The organism is Sphingomonas sp. Leaf30 (assembly GCF_001422525.1).
Classification (GTDB): Bacteria; Pseudomonadota; Alphaproteobacteria; order Sphingomonadales; family Sphingomonadaceae; genus Sphingomonas; species Sphingomonas aerolata.
In genome coordinates, this window is sequence record NZ_LMKZ01000001.1 from 1,033,299 (window position 1) to 1,057,809 (window position 24,511).

Here is a 24,511-nt window from a genome sequence, read left to right on the forward strand (position 1 = left end):
GCGACCCGGCCGTGATATCGCTATCCGAGATAGCGCCCGACTGCGACCCGAAGGCCGTTGCGCCCGACGAGGCCATTGAATACGGGACCAGGCTAGCCTGACGGGCCGGCGGGCGCTCAGCAACAAAGGTAAGCACTCGTGTCGCAAAATTCAGCTCGCAGCTACCTGTTTGCTTGGATTTAACAAAATCAATTTATGATTTGATTGCTTTCGTTTAAGTCCCCCCATCCTCGCTTTGTCTCTATTGTCTTCTAAATCAGATCAGCCTAACGGCGGTAGCGGTAGCATTCGTTTACAGATGCGCCGTTGCTGATGTGGTGCGTCTGATGCGCTGCGGCATGGGGAGGGGTTATGAAGGCGTTCGTTCTGAATTCGGGGCCACGTGGGCGTGTGGCGATCGCGATGCGGGTCGGTGTGTCGCTTGCGGCGCTGCTGGCAGCAGGCGCGGGCAGCGCTGCATGGGCGCAGGCGGAAACGCAGACCGTGTCGCCCGACACGACCCAGGCCGCGACGCCGGGACAGGAGGTCGGTCAACCCGCGGCCGATGCGACCGGGGACGGTGATATCGTCATCACCGGCCGTCGCGCCGCGCTCGAGGCGGCGGACGAGCGCAAGCGTCGCAGCGAGACGATCGTCGACTCGGTCGTCGCCGATGATGCCGGCAAGCTGCCCGACAACTCGATCACCGAAGTCCTGCAGCGCGTCTCGGGCGTCTCGATCGTGCGCTTTGCCGCGCTCGGCGATCCCGACCATTATTCGGTCCAAGGCTCGGGCGTGCAGGTCCGTGGCCTGACGGGCGTCGCGTCGCGCCTGAACGGCCGCGAGATCTTCAGCGCGAACAACGGCCGCGCGATCCTGTGGAGCGACGTCACGCCCGAGCTGATGGCCGCGGTCGACGTCTACAAGGCATCGACGGCCGACCTGATCGAGGGCGGCACCGGTGGCCAGATCGACCTGCGCACCAAGATGCCGTTCGACTTCAACGGCAAGTTCCACATCGCGGGCACCGGCGAACTCGCGCTCGGCGACATGGCGAACAAGGCGGATCCGTCTGGGTCGGTGCTGATTACCGATTCGTTCGATACGCCGATCGGCCGGATCGGCCTGCTCGGCGACGTCGCGTTCAGCCAGTTCAGCTCGCTGTCGCAGTTCATCCGCGTCAGCCCGTATTTCAAGACCAAGCTCAGCGATGGCAACGAGCGGTACGTCCCCAGCGGCTTCGCCTATGGCGACGAAGCGTTCCAGTACAAGCGCTATGGCATCTATGGCGCGGCGCAGTGGCAGCCGGCCGAATCGCTGACCTTCACCGGCAGCTTCTTCCAGTCGCGCTACAAGAGCCAGTCGAGCGATTACGGCACGCAGCTGGATTCGCAGACTCTGGCGGTCGATCCGGCGAGCAGCTCGTTCGACAGCAACGGCCTGCTCACCAAGACGAGCGCGCTGTTCAACCGCGACACGGCGACGTTTGCCCCGACGGGCGGGTCGGTCAACAGCAGCGGCAACAAGGGGTTCGTCGAGAGCAACACGCGGACGCGCGATTATTCGCTGTCGTTCGTCTGGGCGCCCACAGACAGCCATGTGTCGCTGAAGGGATCGCTGCAGCGCGTCGATTCGCGGCAGGTCTATGATCGTCTCGACATCTTCCGCGACGTCGGCTTTGGCCAGAGCTTCGGCATGGATCTGACGGGCGACCTGCCGCAGATCACCGTCAGTCCTGCGACGCAGGCGTCGTTCGCCGATCCGGCCAATTATTTCTGGACGGCGTCGATGCCGCACAACGAACGGAACAAGGGGCGGCTCGATTCAGGGCAGCTCGATGCCGAATATACGTTCGACAACAGCTTCTTCCGGTCGGTCAAGGTCGGCGGCCGCTATGCCAAGCGGACCGAGCGCGATCTGTCGAACGGCTATAACTGGACCGCGCTGGGTCGCGGCTGGAACGGCGATCCGCAGCTGACCTATGCCAATGCAGCGCCGGGCGACGTCGCCAGCCATGCATTCAAGGACTTCTTCCGCGGCAATACGACGCTGCCGGGCAACCTGATGTTCGCATCGGAGGATCTGGCGTCGCGCTTCAATGAAAACCGCACCGGGTTGGTGACGGCACCGCCTGCCGGCTTCTGCACCGGCAATGAATTCAACTGCTCGGTTGCGGGGCAGCTCCCGGTCACCGGCTATGGCGGCCAGTTCAACCCCGACGGCACGCTGGCGATCCGGCCTGTCGGGTTCGTCCTGCCGGGCGATCAGGTGAATAACCGTACCGAGAATATCGCGGGCTATGCACTGCTCCGCTTCGGGCCCGAGGAAGGCGCACGCGGCATTTCCGGTAACGTCGGCGTGCGTGTCGTGCATATCGAGAATGAAGGCAGCGGGTTCATCCAGCAGAATGGCGGGACCGTCTTCATCCGCGACGGCGCGCAGGTGACGCTGGCGAACACGTTCCTCGCCCGCGGCGGCAAGGCGGACTTCACGCGCGTGCTGCCGTCGATCAATCTCGAATATTCGCCGACCGACCGGATCAAGGTCCGCGGCGGGTACAACATCACGATGGATCTGCCGAGCTTCAACGCGCTGCGTGCGTCGGGCTCGATCGGCGTGGCAACGACCCCCAGCCAGACGCCCGGCGGGATCGGCACGTTCAACAACTTCACCGCGGACACGGGCAATCCGTTGCTGAAGCCGACGCTGTCGAACAATGTCGACCTCTCGCTCGAATATTACGGGCGGGCGGGCACGTCCTTCCATCTGGCCCCGTTCTACAAGCGGCTGACCAACCTGCCGATCTATGCGCTGACCAGCCGGCAGGTCACGATCCAGTTCACGGACGGGACGACCGAGAATGTGGCGGCATCGGCCACCGACTATGTCAACTCGACCAAGGCCGCGACCGTCAAAGGGGTTGAGGCGGGTGGCCGCTTCTTCCTCGACATGCTGCCCGGTGCGCTTGCCGGGATCGGGTTCGAGGGCAATTACACCTTCATCAAGAGCAGCAATCCGGGCGATGTCTACCGCGACATCACCGGCGCCGCTCGCAACGACGCGCCGCTGGTGGGTCTGTCGAAGCATAATCTGAACGCGACGCTGCTGTACGAGCGCAACCCGATCTCGTTGCGCGTCGCCTATTCCTGGCGCTCGCGCTATCTGTTGTCGACGAACAGCAACGGCACGAACGGCACGTATACCTATTATAGCGCGCCGGGCGTCGTGACCAACCAGGATGGCGGCCAAGATGCGTCGACACAGATCGCGTTGCCGATCTATGGCGGCAATTATGGCTCGGTCGATGCGGGTGTGCGGTTCAAGGTGAACGATCAGTTCTCGTTCGGCGTGCAGGGGACCAACCTGACCGCCGCGACTCAGCGGACGCTGATGGGCGGCTATCCCGGTGGCAAGCTGGTCGGGCGCAGCTGGTTCCAGGCCGATCGCCGTATCAGCACTGGCATAAACCTCGCCTTCTGACGATGATGCGTCCCCTGTCGACGCGCTGTCGGCAGGGGACGGAGCGGAGCGCGTGATGCGGAAGAGGATCCTGATCGTTGGCGGCGGTACCGCCGGCTGGCTGACCGCGGGCTATCTGGCGAAGCGGCTGGGCGCCGATCTGGCGGGCGGGGTCTCGATCACGCTGGTCGAATCGCAGGACATCGGCATCCTCGGCGTGGGGGAAGGGACCTTCCCAACGATCCGGCGGACCCTGGCGACGATCGGCATCGACGAGGCCGAGCTGATCCGGCGATGCGGCGCGACGTTCAAGCAGGGGGCGAAGTTCGTCCATTGGCGCCACGCGCCCGGGCAGGGCCGCCCCGATCATTACTCACACCCGTTCCAGGTCGCCGATGCGAGCGACGGCCTCGACCTGCTGCCCTATTGGCTGCTGGGGCATGGCGGCGCGGAGAATTGGGACGAGGTCTCCAATCCGCAGAAAAAGGCCGCGGATGCGATGCGCGCGCCCAAGCTGGCGACCAACCCCGATTATGTCGGGCCGCTCAACTACGCGTTTCACTTCGATGCGGTGGCGCTCGCCGGGCTGTTGCGCGAGCATGCGGTCAGGAACGGTGTCCGGCATCTGACCGACACCGTGTCCGAGGTGCTGCTCGCGGAAGATGGTGCGATCGGCGGAGTGCGCACCGAGCGGAACGGGATGCTCGATGCCGATCTCTATATCGATTGCACGGGCTTTCGTGCCGAACTGATCGGCAAGGCGATGAAGGTGCCGTTCCGGTCGTGCCGCGACGTGCTGTTCTGCAACCGCGCGATCGCCGCGCAGCTGCCTTATGCAAAACCCGGCGATCCGATCGCGTCCTATACGATTTCGACTGCGCAGGAGTCGGGCTGGATCTGGGACATCGGGCTCGATCGCAGGCGTGGCATCGGGCATGTCTACTCGTCCGACCATAGCGACGACGAGACCGCCGAACGCGTGCTGCGCGGCTATCTGGGCGCGGGCGGCGACAAGGCCGAGGTGCGCCATTTCAAGTTCGATGCGGGGTACCGCGAGGTCAACTGGGTCAAGAACTGCGTCGCGGTGGGGCTGTCGAGCGGGTTTTTCGAGCCGCTCGAGGCGACGGGGATCGCGTTTGCCGAGGTCTCGGCAGGGATGATCGCGAACCTCTTTCCCTGGGGCGGCGACTACGAGACGTCGGCGCGCCAGTTCAATGCCAACATGCTGCGCCGCTACGAGCGCGCGCTCGATTTCATCAAGCTGCATTACTGCATCTCGGAACGGCGCGACACGGCGTTCTGGCGCGACAATGTGGCCGACGCCTCGATCCCCGACAGCCTGCTCGAGCTGCTCGACCGGTGGCGGTTCCGGCCACCCAACGAGCTCGACATCGACGGGCAGGTCGACATCTTCACCGACGCCAGCTGGCAATATGTCCTGTACGGCATGGGCTGGAAGACCGACCTGAGCGCAAAGGCCGGCGCGCTGCGCTATGCCGATGATGCGCGGCGTGCGTTTGCAGAGGTCCGGCGTCAGGCCGATTATGCGATCCGCAACCTGCCGTCGAACCGCGATTTGGTCACCTATGCGCAGCACCATCATTTCGGTGCGCGAGCGGCGGCGTGACGGATCCCGGCCCGGCCCGCATCACCCGGATCGTCATCGTCGGCGGGGGGACGGCGGGGTGGATGACCGCCGCCGCGATGGCGCGGCTGGTCGAGAGCGGCGTCGCGGTGACTTTGGTCGAATCCGAGGAGATCGGCACAGTCGGCGTCGGCGAGGCGACGATCCCCTCGCTGCTCGACTATCACCGGATGCTCGGCATCGACGAGGACGACTTCGTCCGCGCGACGGGGGCGACGTTCAAGCTGGGCATCGAGTTTCGCGACTGGGGGCGGCTGGGCGACGCGTATTTCCACCCGTTCGGCACGCATGGCCGCGACGTCGAGGGGGTGGCCTTCCACCAGCTCTGGCTGCGTCAGGCCGGCCTCGCGCAACCCGGCATGCCGGGGCCTATCGGCGACTATTGCCTGTCCACGGTCGCGGCGCGCAACGGGCGTTTCACGCGACCTTCGGCCAATCCGCAATCGGTCCTGTCGACGCTGTCCTATGCCTTCCACTTCGATGCCGCGCTCTATGCCCAATATCTGCGCAACCTTGCCGAGGCGGCGGGGGTGGTGCGGATCGAGGGGCGCGTGGCGGCAGTCGATCGGCATGCCGGGACCGGCTTCATCGAGGCGGTCCGGCTCGCGGACGGGCGCGCGATCAACGGGGACCTGTTCATCGATTGCAGCGGGTTTCGATCGCTGCTGCTTAGCGACGCGATGGACGTCGGGTTTACGAGCTGGCAGCACTGGTTGCCATGCGATCGTGCCTGGGCGGTGCCGAGTGCGCCCCGCGATGCGCCGGCCCCGCATACACGCGCGACCGCCGAAGCCGCCGGCTGGCGCTGGCGGATCCCGCTGCAACACCGCGTCGGCAACGGCCATGTCTATGCCAGCGACCATGTCGACGATGACACCGCGCTGCACGTCCTGCTGGGCGGGCTGGATGGCCCGCCGCTCGCCGATCCGCGCCAGTTGCGGTTCGTCGCGGGGCGGCGCGACCGGCTGTGGGAGCGCAATTGCGTCGCGATCGGGCTGGCCGGCGGCTTTCTCGAGCCGCTGGAATCGACGAGCATCCATCTGATCCAGTCGGGCATCGCGCGGCTGATGAGCCTGTTTCCCGACACGGGTTTCAGCGCGGTCGAGATCGCCGAATATAACCGGCAGATGCTCCGGGAGTATGATCAGGTCCGCGACTTCATCATCCTTCACTACCATGCGACGACGCGGACGGATTCGGCGTTCTGGCGTCATTGCCAGAGCATGACGCTGCCGCCGTCGCTGCAGGCCAAGCTCGATCTCTGGGCGGGACGGGCGCGGATCTTTCGCGAACAGGGCGAATTGTTCACCCCCGACAGCTGGATTGCGGTCCTGCTCGGGCAGGGCATCTGGCCGGCGTCGGTCGATCCGCTGACCGCGGGACTGCCGGTGGCGGAGAGCGCGATGTTCCTCGACCATGTGCGGGAAATGGTCGCCAAGACCGCCGAGGCGATGCCGCGCCACGCCGACTTCATCGCCCGGCATTGTGCGGCACCGCTGCGAACCGCGGCCTGATCCGATCTACACGTCGCCGCGATCGCTAAAAAGCTTATTTGTCCGACAAAGCTTGCCCTTCCGCCTGATCGCGCTACCATCGCGGCAATTCGTATAAAAACGGGAGCGGGTATGCGGTGGGCGTCGAGCGCGGGAATGGCTGCGTCAATAGTCGTAGCGTTGGGCACTCTGCCAGCCGCAGCGGCCCCCGTTGCCCGTGGGGGCGAACGCCGCGTCCTCATCGATGCCGCCAAGGCGGCAGGTCCGGTCGACCGATCCTTCGACCTGTCGATCGGCTCGGATTTCCCCGGCACGCTGATCCGCAGCGACAGCCAGGCGCAGCTCAAGACCGCGGTCGACGAGCTCGGTTTCCGCTACATCCGCTTCCATGACATCTTCCACGATGTCCTCGGCACGGTGCGCAAGACGGATGCGGGGATCGTCTATGACTGGACGAAGATCGACCAGCTCTATGATGCGCTGCTGGCGAAGAAGATCCGGCCCTTCGTCGAGCTCGGTTTCACGCCCAATGCGATGCGGACGTCGGAGCAGACGATCTTCTACTGGAAGGGCAATACCTCGCATCCCGATCCGGCTTTGTGGCGCGGGCTGATCGATGCCTATGTCCGCCATGTTCGACAGCGTTATGGCGCCGACGAGGTTCGCCGCTGGTATTTTGAGGTCTGGAACGAGCCCAATCTCGACGGGTTCTGGGAAAAGGCCGATCAGAAGGCGTATTTCGATCTCTATGCGGACACGGCGCGGACGATCAAGGCGATCGATCCGGCGTTGCGGGTGGGTGGGCCATCGACCGCGGGCGCGGCCTGGGTGCCCGAGCTGCTCGCCTTTACGAAGCGGAACGCCGTGCCGATCGATTTCGTGACGACGCACACCTATGGCGTCGAGGGTGGTTTCCTCGACGAGGAGGGCAAGCAGGACACCAAGCTGTCGGCCTCGCCCGACGCGGTGGTCGGCGATGTGCGCCGCGTTCGCGAGCAGATCGAGGCGTCGGCCTATCCGGGGCTGCCGCTCTACTTTACCGAATGGAGCACGAGCTACACGCCGCGCGACTTCGTCCATGACAGCTATATCAGCGCGCCGTACATCCTGACCAAGCTGAAGCAGTCGCGGGCCTATGCACAGGGCATGAGCTACTGGACCTATACCGACCTGTTCGAGGAGCCGGGGCCGCCCCCGACGCCCTTCCATGGCGGGTTCGGGTTGATGAACCGCGAGGGCATCCGCAAGCCGGCCTGGTTTGCGTATAAATATCTGAACGCGCTGAAGGGCCGCGCGATACCCGTGACGGATGACACGGTGCTTGCCGCCGCCGATGGTCAGCGGATCGCGGCCGTGGTCTGGGACTGGCAACAGCCGGTCCAGACGCTGAGCAACAAGCCCTTCTACACGCGGCAGGTGCCCGCGGTCGCGGCCCGGCCGATCGCGCTGACCTTCGAACACGTGCCCGCGGGGACGTACCGGCTGACCATCCGCCGGACCGGCTATCGCCGGAACGACCCGCTCTCGCTCTATATCGACATGGGTATGCCCGCGTCGCTCGATGCCGCGCAGCGCAAGGGGCTCGAACAGGCCACGCAGGACCTGCCCGAACAGGCCCGGACCGTCCGGGTCGGTCGCAACGGATCGATGCGCGTCACGGTGCCGATGCGCAGCAACGACATCGCGCTCGTCACGCTGGAACCGGCAGGCAGCGCCGGCATCGAACAATAGTCGGGCAAAAGGGGAGAAGACATGGCGGGATTTAGCAAGCGCGACGTGCTGACCGCACCGCTGCTCGGCGCCTTGGGGGTCGGCGCGGCGCGGCTGGGGGCTGCGGCGGCTCCGGCAGGCGCAGCACGCGGCGGCCCGGCAATCCCCGCGGGACGGTTTGACGCGTCGGTCGCCTCGCTCAAGACCTATCAGACGCCCGACTGGTTTCGGGACGCGAAGTTCGGGATCTGGGCGCATTGGGGCCCGCAGGCGCTACCGCGTCAGGGCGACTGGTACGCGCGCTTCATGTATGTCCCCGGCCACCCGCATTACGAGCATCATCTCAAGACCTACGGCCATCCGTCGGAGCACGGCTACAAGGACCTGCTGCCGTTATGGACCGCGGACCGGTTCGATCCAGACGCGCTGATGGACAAATATGCCGCCGCGGGCGCCAAATATTTCGTATCGATGGCGGTGCATCACGACAATTTCGACCTCTGGCGTTCCAAGCATCAGCGCTGGAATGCGGTGGCGATGGGGCCGAAGCGCGACGTGGTGGGGGAATGGAAGGCCGCGGCCACGCGGCGCGGGCTGCGCTTCGGCGTGTCCGAACATCTCGCCGCGAGCTATACCTGGTGGTATCCGAACCAGATGTACGATCAGTTCTGGCCGAAGCTCGGGCTGGACTATGACGGTGCCGATCCCGCCAACGCCGATCTCTATCACGGCAATCGCGACGAGCCTTACCGCAACACGCCGGCCTCCTGGTACACCACGAACGCCGCCTATCAGCGGCACTGGTTCGACCGGATCGTCGATCTGGTCGACAGCTATCAGCCCGACCTGCTCTATTCGGATGGCGGGCTGCCGTTCGGGGCCGTAGGCCGCGCCCTTGTCGCGCATCTCTACAATGGCAGCATCGCGCGGCGCGGCCGGCTCGAGGCGGTCTATACCTGCAAGAATTCGGGGTCTGGGGAATTCCACCGCGAGGCGTCGGTCGAGGATGTCGAGCGCGGGGTGCTCAAGGGCATCAATGCGCTGCCATGGCAGACCGATACGTCGAATGGCGACTGGTTCTTCAACGACCGCCACCCCTACAAGACGACCAGCCAGATCGTCACGATGCTCGCCGATATCGTGAGCAAGAACGGCAACATGCTGCTCAACGTCGTGATGTATCCCGATGGCAGCCTGCCACCCGAGTCCGAGACGCTTCTGGCGGAACTGGCGCCGTGGATGGCGGTCAACGCGCCGGCGATCCACGGCACGCGGCCCTGGAAGATCTTTGGCGAGGGGCCGACCGAAACCGCCGCGGGCATGTTCTCGGAAAAAGCGGATTACACGCCGCGCGATATCCGGTTCACGACCAAGAAGAATGAGCTCTTCGCGATTACGCTCGGCGAGCCTGCGGGGACCGTGGCGATCACCGCGCTGGCGCTCGGCAATCCGAATGAGCCGCGCGCGGTGCGGGCGGTCCGCCTGCTCGGCCATCGCGGGCCGATCCGCTTTCGTCAGACCGGGCAGGCGCTGGTGATCGACGTGCCCGCGACACTCCCGACCCGCCACGCCAGCGCGTTCCGGATCGACTTTGCCTGAGCGTCAGGTCCCCGCGTCACCGATCCACGCATTCGCCAGCTTGGCGCAGTACCGGCGCCCCCCGACGGGGGGCATCGCTTCGATAAGGACGACCATCTCCATGCTACGCCGCCGCGCGCAATCCATTGCCATGATGTTGACCCTTGCAACGGCCGCGCCGGCGCTGCTCGCGGCTCCTGCGGGCGCGCAGAGCGCCGCCGGCCATCCCGGCTGGCCCGGCAAGGGGCAGCTGTTCGTCGGCACCTGTTATCAGCCCGTCGACCGCAGCCCGGCGCAGATCACCAGCGATATCGCGGTGATGAAAGCGGCCGGGTTCAACATGGTCCGGATGGGGGATCTGGCCTGGGACTATTTCGAACCCGAAGAGGGGCGGTTCACCTTCGAGCGCTTCGACGATGTGCTGCGTCAGATGCAGGCGGCGGGCATCCGGGTCATCGTCGACATTCCGGGCCAGCCGGCACCGATCTGGCTGCACAAGCGCTATCCCGGCGTCGACATCGTCACGCAGGACGGGGTGCGGGTCAACGCCGCCTCGCGCTACTGGGACAATATCAGCGACCCCGATTATCGCCGCCTCGCCGGTCGTCTCGCCGAGCGGATGATGCAGCGTTATGCAAAGCATCCCGCGGTGATCGCGCTGGGCTATGACAATGAGATCGGCAATGGCCAGATGTCCTATTCTGCGGCGGACCGGGATCGGTTCGTCGTCTGGCTGAAGCAGAAATACGGAACGGTCGACGCGCTCAACACCGCATGGGCGACGCAGCGCTGGTCCCGCCGGATCGGCGACTGGGATCAGGTCGACCTGCCCTATGGCCGGGGTCCGGGGCCCAACGAGCGCTATCTCGACCTGCGCCGCTTCTGGTCGGACGATACGATCGGCGCGCTGAAGGATCTTGAATCCATCCGCAAGCGCTTTGCCCCGAACCTGCCGGTCGCGTCGAACTTCTGGCCGACCGCAGGAACCAAGGGGTTTGATTATCTCCGGTCCTGGGAAGATGTCTCGACCTATGGTGCGCAGGGATTTTATCCCGGCGACCCGCTCGGTGCGGGGTTCGAGGTCATGATGAACCGGGCCGGGCACCAGACGCCGGTCTGGTTCAATGAGTTCACCGCGGGTGGCGGAGGCTATTACGGCACACCCGGGCGGTCGCGGATGTGGGCGTATTTCGGGCTGCTGCATTATGCACAGACGGTCCTCGCCTGGACCTTCAATTCTCATCTCGGCGGAGAGGAGCAGGCCTTGTTCGGGCTGGTCGACCATGACGACCGGCCGTCGTGGAAGGTCGGCGAATTCGCGCAGATCGCGCGCGAGTTCCGTCAGCTCCAGACGATCGGTTTCCCCCGCTACGACCCGCCACAGGTCGCGGTGCATTATTCGTTCGACACGATGTGGCTGACCAGCCCGCCGCCCGGGCCGAACACCACACCCGAATATTTCAAGACGGACTACACCACCGCGGTCAAGGCCGCCTTTGCGCCGCTGTACCGCGACAATATCGATGCGGCGGTGATCGACATCGGCCACGACCCGATCGACAGCTACAAGCTCGTCATCGTGTCGAGCGCGTATCTGGTCGATACGAAGATCGCCGCGGCGCTTCGCGGTTACGTCGAGCGCGGCGGCACGGTCGTCATGACGGGCTATTCGGCAAAGGTGGACGCGACCGGGAAATGGTTCGGCACGCCCCTGCCGGGCGGCATGACCGACGTGTTCGGGCTGCGGACCAACGCCTTTTACCGATCCGAACAGCCGCTCCGCGTCCGCTTTAAGGGCCGCGAACTCAGCGGTACGGACCCCTATTACGAGGTGCTCGAGCCGAGCACGGCAAAGGTCCTCGCGCGGTTCGAAAACACGCCCGACAAGAGCCCGGCGATCACCGTCAACACATTCGGCAAGGGGCAGGCGATCTATCTCGCGACCGCGGCGCAACCGGGGTTGATCGATCCGCTGATTCGGTCGCTCTACGCCCAGCTGAAGATCCGGACGGGGCCGGCAACTCCCGACGGGGTGGTCGCGCGGACGGTCGAGGGGCGGACGCTCTACGTCAATACCACGCCCGCTGCGCTCAGCGTGCCTATGTCCGGCGCAAAGTCGGGTACGGCCCGCGACGTCCTGACGGGGCGGAAGCTGCCCGGCGCGCTCGACCTCGCGGGCTATGGCGTCGCCCTGGTCGAGTAAGGGGCGTCGCGCTGGGGGCTCGAGGCTGATGCTTCGAGCCCCAGCGCGACAACACGCGTCAGGCGGGCTGGCCATTGCCGCCGGTCGACCCGAAGATCTGCCCGGTCGAATAGCTGAGCGACGGATCAGCCGCTGCGACATAGAGCGCGGCGATCTCGGCCGGCTGGCCCGCACGCGCCATCGGCGAGTCGCCGCCGAAGCTGCGCAGCTTTTCAGGCGTCGCGCCGCCGCTGACCTGCAACGGCGTCCAGAACGGGCCCGGCGCGACCGCATTGACGCGGATACCGCGACTGGCGACCTGCTTGGCCATGCTCTTGGTGAAGTTCAGCACCGCCGCGCGGGTGAGTGCATAATCGACGATGTCGGGCGACGGGTTGCCCGCCTGCTCCGAAGAGGTGTTCACGATCACCGCGCCCGCACCCATCCGCTCGAGCGCGGCCTTGGTCAGCCAGAATGGCGCATAAACGTTGGTCTTCATCGTATCGTCGAAATCCTGACTCGAAATATCGGCGATGCCCGGGCGGGTCTGCTGGCGCGCGGCATTGTTGACGAGGATGTCGAGCCCGCCAAGCTGTTCGGCGGCCTGCTGCACCAGCTTGCGGCAGAAGCGTTCGTCACGCAGGTCGCCGGGAATCGCGACGGCCTTGCGTCCCTCGGCCCGGATCAGCGCAACGACCTCGCGCGCGTCGGGTTCTTCGGCTGGCAGGTAGTTGATCGCGACGTCTGCGCCCTCGCGTGCATAGGCGATCGCCGCGGCACGCCCGATCCCGCTATCGCCGCCGGTGATCAGCGCCCGCTTGCCGGTCAGCTTCCCCGACCCCTTGTAGCTCGTCTCGCCATGATCGGGCCGCGGCGTCATCTTCGACGCGAGACCCGGCCAGGGCTGACGCTGGACGGGATAGGGCGGCTTGGGATAGGCGGCAGCGGCAGGCGTCGGTGCAGCCGCGGGCTTGCCCCCACCCTGAGCCGCAGCGGCGACGGTGGTCGCGGCGAGCGCGCCAGCAGTGACGGCGGCGCCCGACACGAAGGTGCGGCGTGTTGGATCGGTCATGGTTCAGCTCCCGGGATGCGTGACATCCAAAGCGCCAACCGACTGTGTCTGTTCCGGATCCTACCGAGATTGTTTCAGGGCGCGCACCGCGGTGCTTTGCGCAATCCTCAAGTAGGTATCGCCGAGTGAAACACGCCGACGACCAGCAGGACAAGCACCAGCGAGACGACGCTCGACAGCGCGACAAGAACGGCCGCGGCCTTGCGGTTCGTATCGAGCAGGGTCGCGAACAGCGTGACGTTGCTCGCGATCGGGAACAGCGCGATCAGCCCGACGATGACGCGGTCGCGAGGCGCGAGGATGCCGATGAACGCGGCCTCGAGCGCAAGTGCGGTGGCGATCAAAACGAGCCCGCTGACCTGCCTGACGCCGAGAATCCGGGTCATCAGCCGGGGCCGCCAGTCGTCGCGGCCAGTCTCGGCAAGGTTGAGGCCGATGACGGCCATGCCGAGAACCGACACCAGCGTACCGGCGACCGACAGGATCGGCGACGCCGCCTCGGGCATCGTGACACCCGCCGCCTTCGCGATGATCGCGCCGACGATCACATAGACGACGGGCACGCGCAGCGCCTTGGTTGCGGCCTTGCGCGTACCCTCCTTGGTCCGCGCGATCAGGAAATAGCCGATCGTGTCGCCGTACAGCGCGCTGCCGATATAGGCGCAGATCACCGTCGAGACGCCGACCTCGCCGAAGAGCGCCTGGCTGACGGGCACGCCGAAGAATGCGACGTTGAAGAACGAGAAGGACGCCGACAGCAATTTGGGATCGAAATCGTCGCCAAGCCGCTTGGCCAACCGGTGGGCAGGGATGCTCATCAACGCCGCGACCGCGAACATCAGTGGGGGGATCACCAGCAACTGCTGCGTTTCCGCGCCGAGCACCTTGTCGATGACCAGCAACGGGATGAGGCCGAAGACGAGGATGGTCGAGAACAGCTTCGCCGCCCAGGGCACACGCGCCCCGACGCCCCAGGCGAGCAGGATCACGCCATAAAGCGGCAGCAGTGCCGCCGCGATGTTGCCGAGCGCGCTCATTGCTGGCGCAGGATATCGTCGATCGCGCGGCCTGCGCACTCGACGTTGAACCAGACCGCGTTGGTGTCGCGCAACTCGCCGTTGAGCAACTGGCCGAGCGCGTAGATGCGTGGGGCGTCTCGGCTGGCGGAGATGATCCGGCAGGTCGCGCGGTGTGCGATGGCACCACCGACCGGGTGTGGTTGCAGCCAGTCCTTGGCGAGCAGATCCTTGACCAAAGTTTCCTTCATCTCGGCGAGGGTGGTCGCCTGGCCGGTGGCGTTGACGACGATCGGCGTCTCGAGCGTGTCGCCCGTCGTGAACCGGACGAGGAAGCCGGTGCCGGTCGGGTTGGCAATGGTTTCATCGACCCGCCCGCGGACGCTGAGCTGCCCGCGCGTCATCGCATCGGCGAGGCGCCGCGCGTTCACCATCGGCGTGACGAACCGCGCCGCGGCGAAATGCGGCGCCAGCCATTGCCCGAACCGTTTCTGGTCGGCGGGTCGCAACAGGTTCCAGATCGCGGTCGAATCATGGCGGGCGGCGGTCAAGATGCGCTGGAACGGCTCGTCGCCGGCGTCAGCCGCGGCGATGTCGTGGAGCAGGGCGGCTTGGGCGTCACCGTCGGCGCGATCCTCGGCCTGCCAGTCGATCGTCCGTCCCGCGGCAGTCTCGGCCTCCATGCGGAAGAGGCGGAACAGGTCCACGACCGAGAAGGCGGCGCCGCGTTCGCGGATATGCCGGTGGACGTTTTCAAGCGTGAGATGCTGGCGGTCATACCCCGTCTCGGGCGCGGGAATTTCGACCCGCGGCAGCAGGCCTTCCTTCGAAAACAGGTGGATATGTCCGCGGTGCCCTTCGTCGAGCAGCGTCATCACCGCGTCGATCGCGCTGAGACCGCTGCCGAGGATGACAACGGACTGATCGCTGTCGATCCCCCTGGTCATGCGGTCGGCGGGATAGGGCAAGTCAAAATAGCCGGGCTCGCCGTTCAGGGTGCCGAACCGGTCGGGATCGGGCGTGCCGATCGTCAATAGCACGACGTCCGTCGCGATCGTCGATCCGTCCGAGAACGTGATGGTCGCCGCATCATGGTCGCCCTCGATGCTGACGGCTTCCTGATGGTGGATCCGGACATCGATCCCCGCGCGCCGGGCCTGGTCGAGCGCCCGGTCGAGCACGTCCTGCATGTAGAGGCGATATTCCCGGCGCTCGGGATATTCGACGCCATCGGGATCGAGCGGCGTCCCGGCTGCCGCGCGCCGTGCCTCGAGCCAGGTCCGGAAGTGACCCGGCTCGCGGTCATAGAGCCCCATGAGACGCGATTCGGTGTTCAGGCGATGCCCCGGCTGTTCCGTGCCGAACGCCAGGCCGCGCGCAAGCTCGTCGTCTCGCTCGACCAGATGGATGGTCCATCCGTCGCCCGGATCATAGCATAGTCGCGTGACGGCTTCGGCGAAGGCGGCGACGCCACATGCCCCCATGCCGATAATAGTCAATGTTTTCGGCATGATATCCCATTCTCTGACGAACGGCGACAACGCTCGGGCGCTATATGGTGCCACGGCCGAGATGAAAATTTTGTCATGTCGGCGGCACCTCGTTCCGGCGGTGGTTCGGTGGTTTTGTGGTGGTCACCAAGGCTGTTGCCGAGGGGATTGGTCGCGACATCGCCAAATTAATCCGCGGCGCTGGTAGCCTCATGGATATCGTTGATTGTGAGAGGGTTACACTCTTGTCATGTTCTGGGAGACATTATGAGGACGATCCTTGCCGCCGTCAGCGCATTGGGTTTGGCAGCTGGCGCGATGGCCCAGACCCCACCGCCGGTGCTGGGTCTGAAGACGCAGGCCGAGCCCTATGCGACTGCGTCCGTGGTCAACCATCCCAAGACGATCGGCTGGCCCGACGGGCGCAAACCCGTGGCACCGCGGGGGTATGAGGTGATCAAGTTCGCGGGCGGTCTGGACTATCCACGCCAGGCGCTGCTGCTGCCCAATGGCGATATGCTGGTCGCGGAGGCGCGCACGAAGCCCAAACTGGATGCCGAACCCGACGTTCAACGCGGTCAGGCGCTGTCGAAGACGACGGGTTTTAGCGCCAACCGTATCACCCTGTTGCGCGACGCGAACCGCGATGGGGTCGCGGAACAGCGTTTCGTGCTGATCGAGGGGCTCAATCAGCCGTTTGGGATGCAATATGCGAACGGGCGGCTGTACGTCGCCAATACCGACGGCGTCGTCAGCGTTCCGTTCTCGCCCGGCCAGACGCGCGTGACCGCAACCCCGCAGCCGCTCGTGTCGCTGCCCGCGGGGGGCTACAACAATCATTGGACGCGCAACCTGTTGCTGAGCCCCGATGCGCGGACGCTGTACGTATCGGTCGGTTCCGCCTCGAATGTCGGCGAGCATGGCATGGACGAGGAGAAGCGACGAGCGGCCATCCTCGCGATCGATCTGCGTACCGGGCGCGAGCGTCTCTACGCGTCGGGGCTTCGTAACCCGGTCGGCATGGCCTGGGCGCCCGGCACGAACACTTTATGGGCTGCGGTCAACGAACGCGACCAGCTCGGCGACGATATCGCACCCGACTATCTGGTCGGCGTGCGCGACGGCGGGTTCTACGGATGGCCCTACAGCTATTATGGGAAGCAGGATCCGCGTCACGCCAATACCAAGCGCGAGTTGCTGGCGACGACGTTGCTTCCCGATGTTGCCGTCGGGCCCCATGCCGCGGCGCTGGGCGTGGCGTTCGCCAAGGGAACGTCCGCCGCGCAACAGGTCGCCTATGTCGCGCGGCACGGATCGTGGAACCGGTCCGCGTTCATCGGCTATGACGTCCTCGCGGTCCCCTTTGCCAATGGCAAGCCGACCGCCGCGCCGCAGCCATTCCTGACGGGGTTCGTCGCGAATGAAAAGACGGGCGAAGTCTATGGTCGACCGGTGAGCGTGCAGACGCGCGACGATGGCGCGATCTTCGTCGTCGACGATGCCGGGGATACCGTCTGGCTGGTGCGACGCACCGCGTGACCGCCAAGGCGCTGATCGGTCTGGCGGCGATGTGTGCGTGTGTCGATGCGTCCCGCGCGTCGGCGCAGACCGTACCGTTCATCGATACCGAAAACGCGACGCTGTCGGAGGTCGATGTCGGCGACGGAACGGTCCATCCGATCGTCACGGTCGACGTCCGCAACGGCGATTATGCGCGCGGCGCCTATGACGACGATGATGCCGGCCTCGCCAGGGTCCCGGTGCATATCTCGATCGGTGGTGCCGCCGTGCTGACGCGCCGCGCGGACGGGCAGGGCGCCCTGTTCCTGGTCGGGCAAAGCTCGAACGGCTTTCACGCGGCGCGCGCCGATGAGCGGTCGCGCCCGCGCAGCTGGTATGAAAGCAACACGATCGTCGCTCTTGCATGGCGGCCTGCCGATGGGCTCTCCACCGCTGCGGCCTATGCCATCAAGGCCAGCCCCAACGGGGTGGCAAACACGACCCACGAGGCCAGCCTGACGATCCTCTACACCGGCGATAATGCAGTGGGATTTCTCGCGCCGCGTTTCGCCGTGACGAAGCGGACCAAAGGCGAGAGGGGTTTTTACACGATTGCCGGCATCGCCCCCGCCTTTGCGCTGACACGGGGAAAGGATGGCCCGACGCTCACGGTGCCGGTCTCGGCCGGTGTCGGCTGGCGGGGCTTCTATGCAGCGGACAGCGGCGACAGGGTATATGGCAGCGCCGGGGTGGCGGTCGCGCAGCCCGTCAAGATCGCCGGTGCGGCGGCATCGTTGCAGGGGGAAATCCTCGCCGTGGTCCGTGACCATCAGCTGGCCCGGCTCGACGCTCCCGGGGGCACCACCGCCGATGTCGTGCCGTTGGCGACCCTGTCGATCACCATGGCCTGGTGACTTCCGCGCGCAAGCGGTTGCAGCCTCCGCACATTCGATCCGGAGCGTGCAATGGTTCGTTGCGGGTCGAGGCCGCCACGTCGTTCGAGCTCGCCTTGGATAGGACGCGGGGGCAATCCAACCGCCGTTTTGCGCACGCCCTGACGCTCAATCGCCGATCTTCCATGCCAACGCCCGGTTGACCAAGCGGAAGCCTGGATGTTCGCTGTAGCGTCGACAGGACGGCGAGATGCGGATCCCAGGTTTCGACAACGGTTTCGGCGGCGAGGCTCGGGTGCCCTGTTCACGGGTGCAGGCTCCGAGAGCGTCAATGCATCATCACACGCGCAGCATTCTCCAAATCACGAAATGCGGTTAACGCACTTTAAACCGCGTGCAGTCGCAATTGCGCAATGAATTTGCTGCATAAATCTCCTTGTCGAAAGACAATCACTTTTTTCAATGAGGGGGATTCACATGCGCTACTGGCCAATCGGCAAGCCCATCCGGGGCTAAACAGTCCACATCCTGTGCTCTTATATTCTTTTAATTGACGCATCCTGCACGGCATAATGCAATGTGTTACTGGAAGAATAATAAGGCTCACAGGAGTGATGACTGGCAAATATTGTCATGAATAAAATCATGAGCCAATATGCGATATTGGAATACCGTGAAGCCCGATAACGGCTGAACTCGAAAATGCCCGGCTTTCCAAGCCGGGCATTTTTTTGCCATCAAGACCTGGCCATAGCCTTTACCGGCATCTCAAAGGTGAAGGCCCGAGGAACAAGGCCAAGTACTTTTACAGCCTTTTGCATGGCTTCGTTATGCGTCGATATCGTGAAGTGAATTTCCGTAAACCACCCGTTCAGGTGAACCTTCCGAAACCGCGAAAGTACGGCAGCAAAGGCGGCAGGAGCAGTAGGCGAACCCCAGGCAAACGTGATTGTAAGGGTTCGATCATCATGGTCCTCGCCCCAATTGATACCGCCAACGCACGTTCCGCTTTCGTCAAAAGCGAGAATTGCGGGATGATCCCATTTGCATGGGGGATATCTCAGCCAGCCATTCTGCTGATGATCAACACCCGCGGCGTAGGCAGCTCTCAGGCCTTCTTTGCTGTGTGCAAGTTTGGTAACATGCTCCAACCGCAAACTCATGTTACAGCTCTCCGCCTGTACTTGAAGATCAAGAGATTGCAGAACGGCGCACACAGGTGCTCATTGCCAGTCCCAGCCGCGTACGTGGCTGGGAGCGGTTGTCGACCGACGGGTGCCGATACCAGGCTTTGTGCTCGGTAACTGGTGACATCCATTCATGCGCGTTCGCGATCTCGGGGCTTGTGCCGTTGGGCGCCGCATGGACCGGCCCGCTTGCCCAATTATCGATCAACGGCGCTCGTTGCGCCGCATGGATCCTTTCGCGGACGCGTCCGGGCCTTAGACTAAACAAAAACAGCCGCCAACCTCGAAAGGTTGACGGCTGCCTTCACACAGATGGACACTGGGACCAGCTGTGAAATGCGCTTAGGCGAAAGCGATCTTCGCCTGGCGACGACGAACGCGCATCGATGCGCCGATCCCGCCGATACCGAACAGCATGATCGCCCAGGTACCTGCCTCGGGAACTGCTGCGGTCGGCTCGAAGGTTGCAGTGCCGGCATAGGAGCCGTTACCGCGCGACGTGCCGGTCACGACGATCTGGTTCGTCGCACCCGCGGCGATCGCCACGTTGTTGATCTCGAAGAACTCGGCTTTGCCGACAATGGTTTTCGTCGCTTCGAAACCATTGATGAACACCGACAGAATGTCGAGATCGGTCGGGCTATTGAACCGCGTCGTGCTGGTGCTCAGCGTGCCGCTGGCCAGGCCAGCCTGATCGATGATGAAGTTGAACGTGTCCTGGAATGCGCCGGCAGCGATGCCCGAACGGCCGAAATCTGCCGAAACGGTACCATTATTGATGTTGCCCTCGACCGTGAACTCCGGGTTGCCCGGGACATAATCGACTGCATGAGCCGCTGGGGCCATCGCGAAAGCGGATGCGAATGCCATAGTCGAAAGAAGTAAACGCTTCATGACGGTTCCCTTTATTTGATCCTTAACAAGCTGCTACCGGGCGCCCTGGCGATTCGCAAACCTGTTTATCGCCGGAATTTTCCCACGATCTCAATAATGTCCAAGTTTGGGACAATCAGCCCTCGTTCGTCGCAGACAGAGCCTGAGGGCGCGTTTCGCATCCTGCGCTGCAAGGCATTTTGCGCGCCTTAAACCCGCTCAGGGCGACCGAAAACCCTCACTCCGGCTCATGAAGGTGCCCGACGCGATTGGGATAGTATGGCCTCGCCGTGTGCCGGGGCGATACGGGTGGCCTATCAAGGGCGCCGGTGACGACATTCCCGGCGACCGCGGCGATGGCTTTGAAAATTAGGTAAAAGACGCTAGCTTTACCGCTCATAGTTCGTCGGGAGAAATGCGTGATACGGGTAGAGGCGCGGCCGCAGCCAAGCGGGTCGTGGACTGACGTCGGTAGCGGCCTGGCGCGCTGGACAGCGAAGTGGTGGCCGCTTCTGATAGGATTGGCGTGCCTCATCCTGCCGACGCTGAGCCGGCTGGCGACCGTCAGCTGGTCCACCGAACAGGGCGCACATGGGCCCATTATATTCATTTCCGCGCTGTGGCTGATCTGGCGTGCGCGGCCGTGGGAAGTCGCCAAGCGCCAATCCTTCCTTCCTGTCGGCTTGCTGTTGGTCCCCGCGCTGCTCCTCTATTCCGTAGGGCGAATTACCAGCATCTTGGCGATCGAGGCTCTGTCCCTCTACACCGTGGTCGTAGTATTATTATGGACTTATCTCGGTAAGGAGGCACTCAAGAGGCTGTGGTTCCCCCTAGTGTACCTGCTGTTCATCATCACGCCGCCGGAGAACTGGGTTTTTGTCGCCACGCGTCCCATCAAGGACTTGATCTCCGATGCTTCCGTAAACTTGCTGGCCGCATTTGGTCTCCCCATCGGGAGTACCGGAACGGTTATTCAGATTGGCGGATATCAGTTGCTGGTCGCGACGGCGTGCTCCGGGATAAACTCCCTGATCGGCATTTGTGCGTTGGGCGTTTTCTACGTCTATTTGCGGCATGGCAATGCACCGCGCTACGCGCTCTTGCTGATATCGCTGATGATACCATTGGCTATAGCGGCAAACTTTCTGCGTATCATCATCTTGGTGCTAATGACCTATTACATCTCGGAAGAGGCCGCGCAGGGCCTGGCGCACGAGCTGGTCGGCATGGGCATGTTTATCCTGGCATTGCTTATGCTGCTGGGACTGGATGCGGTGCTGCATCCTATTGTTTCACGTTGGGCCCGAAAGTAACGACATGACAATCGCTCGATTTACTCGACGAGAAGCTGCCCTGGGTCTCGCCTTCGGCATAACCGCAGGCGTCACCTATGCTCGACGCCCTACCGAGCTCGTCGTTGCCATTCCTTCCGGAAACCTGAACGACGCCATTCCAAAGCAAGCAGCACCTTGGGCGATGGTGCCGGATGTCAGCTTTGTTCTACCCCCCGAGGATGAAGCAAAAGCGGCAGCCGTCTATGAGAAGCAGCTGATGCGCAGTTACGGTGCCGATGGCGCTCCGCCCATCATGCTTTTGATCGCCTATGCGTATCGGCAGAGCGGCATGTTGATGGTGCATCGTCCTGAGTCCTGCTACCCCGGATCCGGTTTTACGATCACCGATATACGAGACGTGGATATTCCTCTGGGCAAAGGCATCAGTGCACCAGGGCGCTTCCTAACGACCGTGCGCGATACCCGTACAGAGCAGGTTCTTTATTGGACTCGACTGGGGAATCGTTTTCCGGTGTCGTGGGATGATCAGCGACGGTCCATCGCAATGCAGAACCTGGCCGGCCTTGTCCCAGATGGGGCGTTGATACGATTTTCGATCATCGATCCGGATGCCAAGGCTGCAGAGGCAACCATGATGGGCTTTGCAAAAACATTGTTCGAGTCCTGCGGCGCCTCCGGCCGCGCACTTCTCGCTGGTCCGATCAACGCATAGGCGATGAGGGTCGCAAGCCACTGAATATATCGTCAAGTCTCGCCGCGACCATGAATATGGTGGGAGCGGCAGCGCCCTCATTGTCACGTCACTTGCTCAGCGCGCACAGCAAATAGCACCACACCGTATCAACCGGCTTTTCATCCATCGATCGCCGCAGGTATAAAACGCGCAAGCCCCGCAAAAATCACGACGCTTAACCAGTTCTATACGGTTCACATTTCGTTTCCTTCTGCATTTTGTCTAAGGTAATTGCTTATGTCAGCATCCTCCAGGTTCCTCATCACCAAGCGGCAAACCCTGTCTGCCGCAGCACTCGCACTCACGCTGGCAACAGCGGCCTGTAATAAGGCCGGACCGAGCGGCCAGACGGTTGCTACGGTCAATGGCGAAGCCATCACGCAAAGCGAACTCAATTTCGAGCTGGGGTTGAGCGGGGCCAACGCGCAAAACTCGAAAGACCTTCAGCCAAAGGCCTTGCAGGCCCTTATCGATCGAAAGCTGGTCATCCAGGCCGGCGAGCGTGATGGTCTTTACAAGAAGCCGAACGCTGTTCTTGCTGTGGAGCGTGCCAAAAATATCGTGATGGCGAACCTTGCGCTGCAATCGGTCGCAGCAGGAGTGCCTCAACCGGTCACGACGCGCGACGTTGAGACGTATCTGGCGAAGCATCCCGAACTGAGTAGGGAGCGCCGGACATTGTCGGTGGAACAGATTCGTTTTCCAGCACCAAATAATCCGAGCCTGATCGCGGCTATGAAGCCGGCAAAGACATTGGCGGAATTGACAGCAGTTCTGGATAGCCGGGACGTGAGCTATCAGCGGGCAACGGTGGAGCTCGACAGCGCAAGTCTGGATCGTAACGCACTCGGTCGATTGATGACGACGGTGAACGGTGAGCCTCTGGTTATTCTCGAAGGTGCAACGGCGATCGCCAATCATGTCATAAGCGTCCGTCCAGCCGAAGCGAGCTCTGCTGCTATCAATGAACTCGCCAAGCAGGGGATCGCACGTGACCGCATCCAGGCAGGCATCGTTCAGCATCAGGCGGCGCTGCGGAACGCGGCGAAGATCGAGTATGCCAAACCCCTCGATCCCAAGGCGAAGGCTTCTCAGTAATTCCTATTGAAGGCTCTTTCGATTGGCGCCCGTTGGCGCGGAGCGCGTTAGCCTCCGCTACAACGGGCAAGGACGTGCCGCTGACGTCCGCGACAGAGGGGACTCCGCGGATCTGACATGCCGCTGGGTGAAGTTTCGTCTGATGGCAGCAGAGTCGCGGACGTATGCGGGCGCGGCCGCGATGCCGTGTCGACTCTATGTCGGGCAAGCGTCGCCGGCTTGGATAGGACCAGCAGATGTATCGCGGGTTGCACCGTTTGCCAGTGGACGTCCCGGTGCGATCAGGCCGCCGTTCACGCCGCCGCACCGACCCGCGGCGCGATCGTAATACGTAAAATGATGAACTTGTATCGCCCGAATTCTGGTGAACTGACCGCTTTGCGGTTCGGTAAGGTCGCGCCAATGCGGACCAAGAGTGCCTCGCCGCCTTTGCGTGCGATCCTGCCTACGCGCTGGAAAGCAGCGAGTACTTATTCTCGGTGTGTATCAAGCTGAGTTCAAGTACGGCGTTCACTCTGTCGAGCAGCGTCAGCCACCTGATAAGATCCGCGAATTAGCGCTGGGTGAAAGGGCCCTGAAGAGCCATCGGCGCCGTCATTCGGCGCTAAATTACCGGTTACCGCGCAATGTGGGCAGCAGGAGGTAAAGATGATTTAGATTATGGTCGGCAGAGCATGTCTCATGCCTGGCGCCAACATCTTCGGTATCATCACAGCAACCCTAAGGCGGCTGAAAACCGTCAGACAGGCTATTCCGATCCAGAAGTTATCCGGGATAAGAACTCAGAAGCCGTCGCTTGTCGCAAGAATGAATCTTTTCCAGTCGATTCATCATAACGTAAAAAAAACTGTAACAATTTTATCAATGTCATAGCATGCAAAAACAAAGGACGACCCACTATCAGATAGCGAGTCGTCCTTTATGTTCGACTTAACCCTTGAAAGGCTTGCCGTTCTGCCAATAACGCATAAAATTTCCTTTGAGTTAAATGGATTATGCTGCCGCCCCGCGGCAAGACCGTCCTGCCCGGTCGTGGTTAATATGGCAATCTACTAAAACCGAGTCGGGATCCAATATTCGTTGAACAGAGCGTTTTGGCCGACGAATCGGTGGAACTCCCGTTACTAGGGCAACGACTCGTTAATCAGTGTTACACCAGGCCCGTGGTGGCGAGGTCGATTGCGGAGAGGAAGGCCTTCGGGCATCGATCGTCGCGACTGACGACGCCGCGCCCGTCTCTAAAACGACCGAACACGGCCTCGATACGGCTCCGGCTTCGGCAGCGGCGCCGGTGATATCTCGGCCTGA

16 protein-coding genes are annotated in these 24,511 nt (G+C 63.3%); 11 read left to right on the forward strand and 5 right to left on the reverse strand.

The annotated features are described in order from the left end of the window. Positions 1–351 precede the first annotated feature (351 nt). From ASE89_RS04855 to ASE89_RS04880, 6 genes are all read left to right on the forward strand, one after another. Entirely contained in the window at positions 352–3,459 is a 3,108-nt protein-coding gene (locus ASE89_RS04855) for a TonB-dependent receptor (protein WP_056674535.1), read from the forward strand. A 55-nt stretch (positions 3,460–3,514) separates the two neighbouring features. Beyond that, positions 3,515–5,065 carry a tryptophan halogenase family protein gene (locus ASE89_RS04860; RefSeq protein ID WP_056674538.1) on the forward strand — a complete coding sequence of 517 codons (1,551 nt, stop codon included), beginning with the start codon at positions 3,515–3,517 and terminating at the stop codon, positions 5,063–5,065. Next, on the forward strand, positions 5,062–6,597 hold the full coding sequence (locus ASE89_RS04865; RefSeq protein WP_236701616.1) for a tryptophan halogenase family protein: 1,536 nt from the start codon (positions 5,062–5,064) through the stop codon (positions 6,595–6,597). Before ASE89_RS04860 ends, ASE89_RS04865 begins: the two co-directional genes overlap by 4 nt. A 159-nt stretch (positions 6,598–6,756) precedes the next feature. Continuing rightward, the gene (locus tag ASE89_RS04870; protein WP_330219042.1) at positions 6,757–8,307 is read left to right on the forward strand and encodes a GH39 family glycosyl hydrolase; all 1,551 of its coding nucleotides are present in this window, start codon (positions 6,757–6,759) and stop codon (positions 8,305–8,307) included. Positions 8,308–8,328: 21 nt separating this feature from the next. Further along, positions 8,329–9,885 carry an alpha-L-fucosidase gene (locus ASE89_RS04875; protein WP_056674546.1) on the forward strand — a complete coding sequence of 519 codons (1,557 nt, stop codon included), beginning with the start codon at positions 8,329–8,331 and terminating at the stop codon, positions 9,883–9,885. A 130-nt stretch (positions 9,886–10,015) separates the two neighbouring features. Beyond that, positions 10,016–12,067: a beta-galactosidase gene (locus ASE89_RS04880; protein WP_236701617.1), complete on the forward strand. Its 2,052-nt coding sequence runs from the start codon at positions 10,016–10,018 to the stop codon at positions 12,065–12,067. Positions 12,068–12,125: 58 nt separating this feature from the next. Here the strand turns inward: ASE89_RS04880 and ASE89_RS04885 are convergent, their stop codons facing one another. The 3 genes from ASE89_RS04885 to ASE89_RS04895 all read right to left on the reverse strand — a co-directional run bounded on the left by ASE89_RS04885 (position 12,126) and on the right by ASE89_RS04895 (position 15,645). Then, on the reverse strand, positions 12,126–13,118 hold the full coding sequence (locus ASE89_RS04885; protein WP_056406115.1) for an SDR family oxidoreductase: 993 nt from the start codon (positions 13,116–13,118) through the stop codon (positions 12,126–12,128). A 107-nt stretch (positions 13,119–13,225) separates the two neighbouring features. Continuing rightward, entirely contained in the window at positions 13,226–14,155 is a 930-nt protein-coding gene (locus ASE89_RS04890) for an AEC family transporter (protein WP_056674550.1), read from the reverse strand. Next, complete coding sequence (locus tag ASE89_RS04895; protein WP_082451229.1) at positions 14,152–15,645, reverse strand: FAD/NAD(P)-binding protein; 1,494 nt, start codon at positions 15,643–15,645, stop codon at positions 14,152–14,154. The genes ASE89_RS04890 and ASE89_RS04895 overlap by 4 nt, the downstream gene beginning before the upstream one ends. Positions 15,646–15,891: 246 nt before the next feature. Between ASE89_RS04895 and ASE89_RS04900 the strand changes: the two genes are divergently transcribed. Together ASE89_RS04900 and ASE89_RS04905 are read left to right on the forward strand one after the other, a co-directional pair. Continuing rightward, positions 15,892–17,163 carry a PQQ-dependent sugar dehydrogenase gene (locus ASE89_RS04900; RefSeq protein WP_056674555.1) on the forward strand — a complete coding sequence of 424 codons (1,272 nt, stop codon included), beginning with the start codon at positions 15,892–15,894 and terminating at the stop codon, positions 17,161–17,163. Further along, positions 17,160–18,038, forward strand: coding sequence for a hypothetical protein (locus ASE89_RS04905; protein ID WP_056674557.1), 879 nt, complete (start codon positions 17,160–17,162; stop codon positions 18,036–18,038). The genes ASE89_RS04900 and ASE89_RS04905 overlap by 4 nt, the downstream gene beginning before the upstream one ends. A gap of 716 nt (positions 18,039–18,754) precedes the next feature. On the opposite strand, the gene ASE89_RS20185 is transcribed toward ASE89_RS04905, so the two are convergent. Together ASE89_RS20185 and ASE89_RS04910 are read right to left on the reverse strand one after the other, a co-directional pair. Then, positions 18,755–19,180: a hypothetical protein gene (locus ASE89_RS20185; RefSeq protein ID WP_156363272.1), complete on the reverse strand. Its 426-nt coding sequence runs from the start codon at positions 19,178–19,180 to the stop codon at positions 18,755–18,757. Between the two features lie 366 nt (positions 19,181–19,546). Further along, complete coding sequence (locus ASE89_RS04910; RefSeq protein ID WP_156360321.1) at positions 19,547–20,098, reverse strand: FxDxF family PEP-CTERM protein; 552 nt, start codon at positions 20,096–20,098, stop codon at positions 19,547–19,549. Positions 20,099–20,496: 398 nt separating this feature from the next. Between ASE89_RS04910 and xrtV the strand changes: the two genes are divergently transcribed. From xrtV to ASE89_RS04925, 3 genes are all read left to right on the forward strand, one after another. Then, entirely contained in the window at positions 20,497–21,390 is an 894-nt protein-coding gene (gene xrtV / locus ASE89_RS04915) for an exosortase V (RefSeq protein WP_168427560.1), read from the forward strand. A gap of 4 nt (positions 21,391–21,394) precedes the next feature. Then, positions 21,395–22,084, forward strand: a complete 690-nt coding sequence (epsI, locus tag ASE89_RS04920) for an exosortase-associated protein EpsI, V-type (RefSeq protein ID WP_157840487.1) — start codon at positions 21,395–21,397, stop codon at positions 22,082–22,084. Positions 22,085–22,342: 258 nt separating this feature from the next. Next, positions 22,343–23,203 (forward strand): hypothetical protein, encoded by an 861-nt coding sequence (locus ASE89_RS04925; protein WP_056674561.1) that lies wholly within the window; start codon positions 22,343–22,345, stop codon positions 23,201–23,203. Positions 23,204–24,511: the final 1,308 nt, after the last annotated feature.

Coding starts and splice junctions, on each gene's coding strand:
- ASE89_RS04860 (WP_056674538.1), top strand. CDS start 3,515: ATGCGGAAGAGGATCCTGATCGTTGGCGGCGGTACCGCCGGCTGGCTG.
- epsI (WP_157840487.1), top strand. CDS start 21,395: ATGACAATCGCTCGATTTACTCGACGAGAAGCTGCCCTGGGTCTCGCC.
- ASE89_RS20185 (WP_156363272.1), bottom strand. CDS start 19,180: ATGAGTTTGCGGTTGGAGCATGTTACCAAACTTGCACACAGCAAAGAA.
- ASE89_RS04900 (WP_056674555.1), top strand. CDS start 15,892: ATGAGGACGATCCTTGCCGCCGTCAGCGCATTGGGTTTGGCAGCTGGC.
- ASE89_RS04885 (WP_056406115.1), bottom strand. CDS start 13,118: ATGACCGATCCAACACGCCGCACCTTCGTGTCGGGCGCCGCCGTCACT.
- ASE89_RS04855 (WP_056674535.1), top strand. CDS start 352: ATGAAGGCGTTCGTTCTGAATTCGGGGCCACGTGGGCGTGTGGCGATC.
- ASE89_RS04925 (WP_056674561.1), top strand. CDS start 22,343: ATGTCAGCATCCTCCAGGTTCCTCATCACCAAGCGGCAAACCCTGTCT.
- ASE89_RS04890 (WP_056674550.1), bottom strand. CDS start 14,155: ATGAGCGCGCTCGGCAACATCGCGGCGGCACTGCTGCCGCTTTATGGC.
- ASE89_RS04910 (WP_156360321.1), bottom strand. CDS start 20,098: ATGAAGCGTTTACTTCTTTCGACTATGGCATTCGCATCCGCTTTCGCG.
- ASE89_RS04895 (WP_082451229.1), bottom strand. CDS start 15,645: ATGCCGAAAACATTGACTATTATCGGCATGGGGGCATGTGGCGTCGCC.
- ASE89_RS04880 (WP_236701617.1), top strand. CDS start 10,016: ATGATGTTGACCCTTGCAACGGCCGCGCCGGCGCTGCTCGCGGCTCCT.
- ASE89_RS04875 (WP_056674546.1), top strand. CDS start 8,329: ATGGCGGGATTTAGCAAGCGCGACGTGCTGACCGCACCGCTGCTCGGC.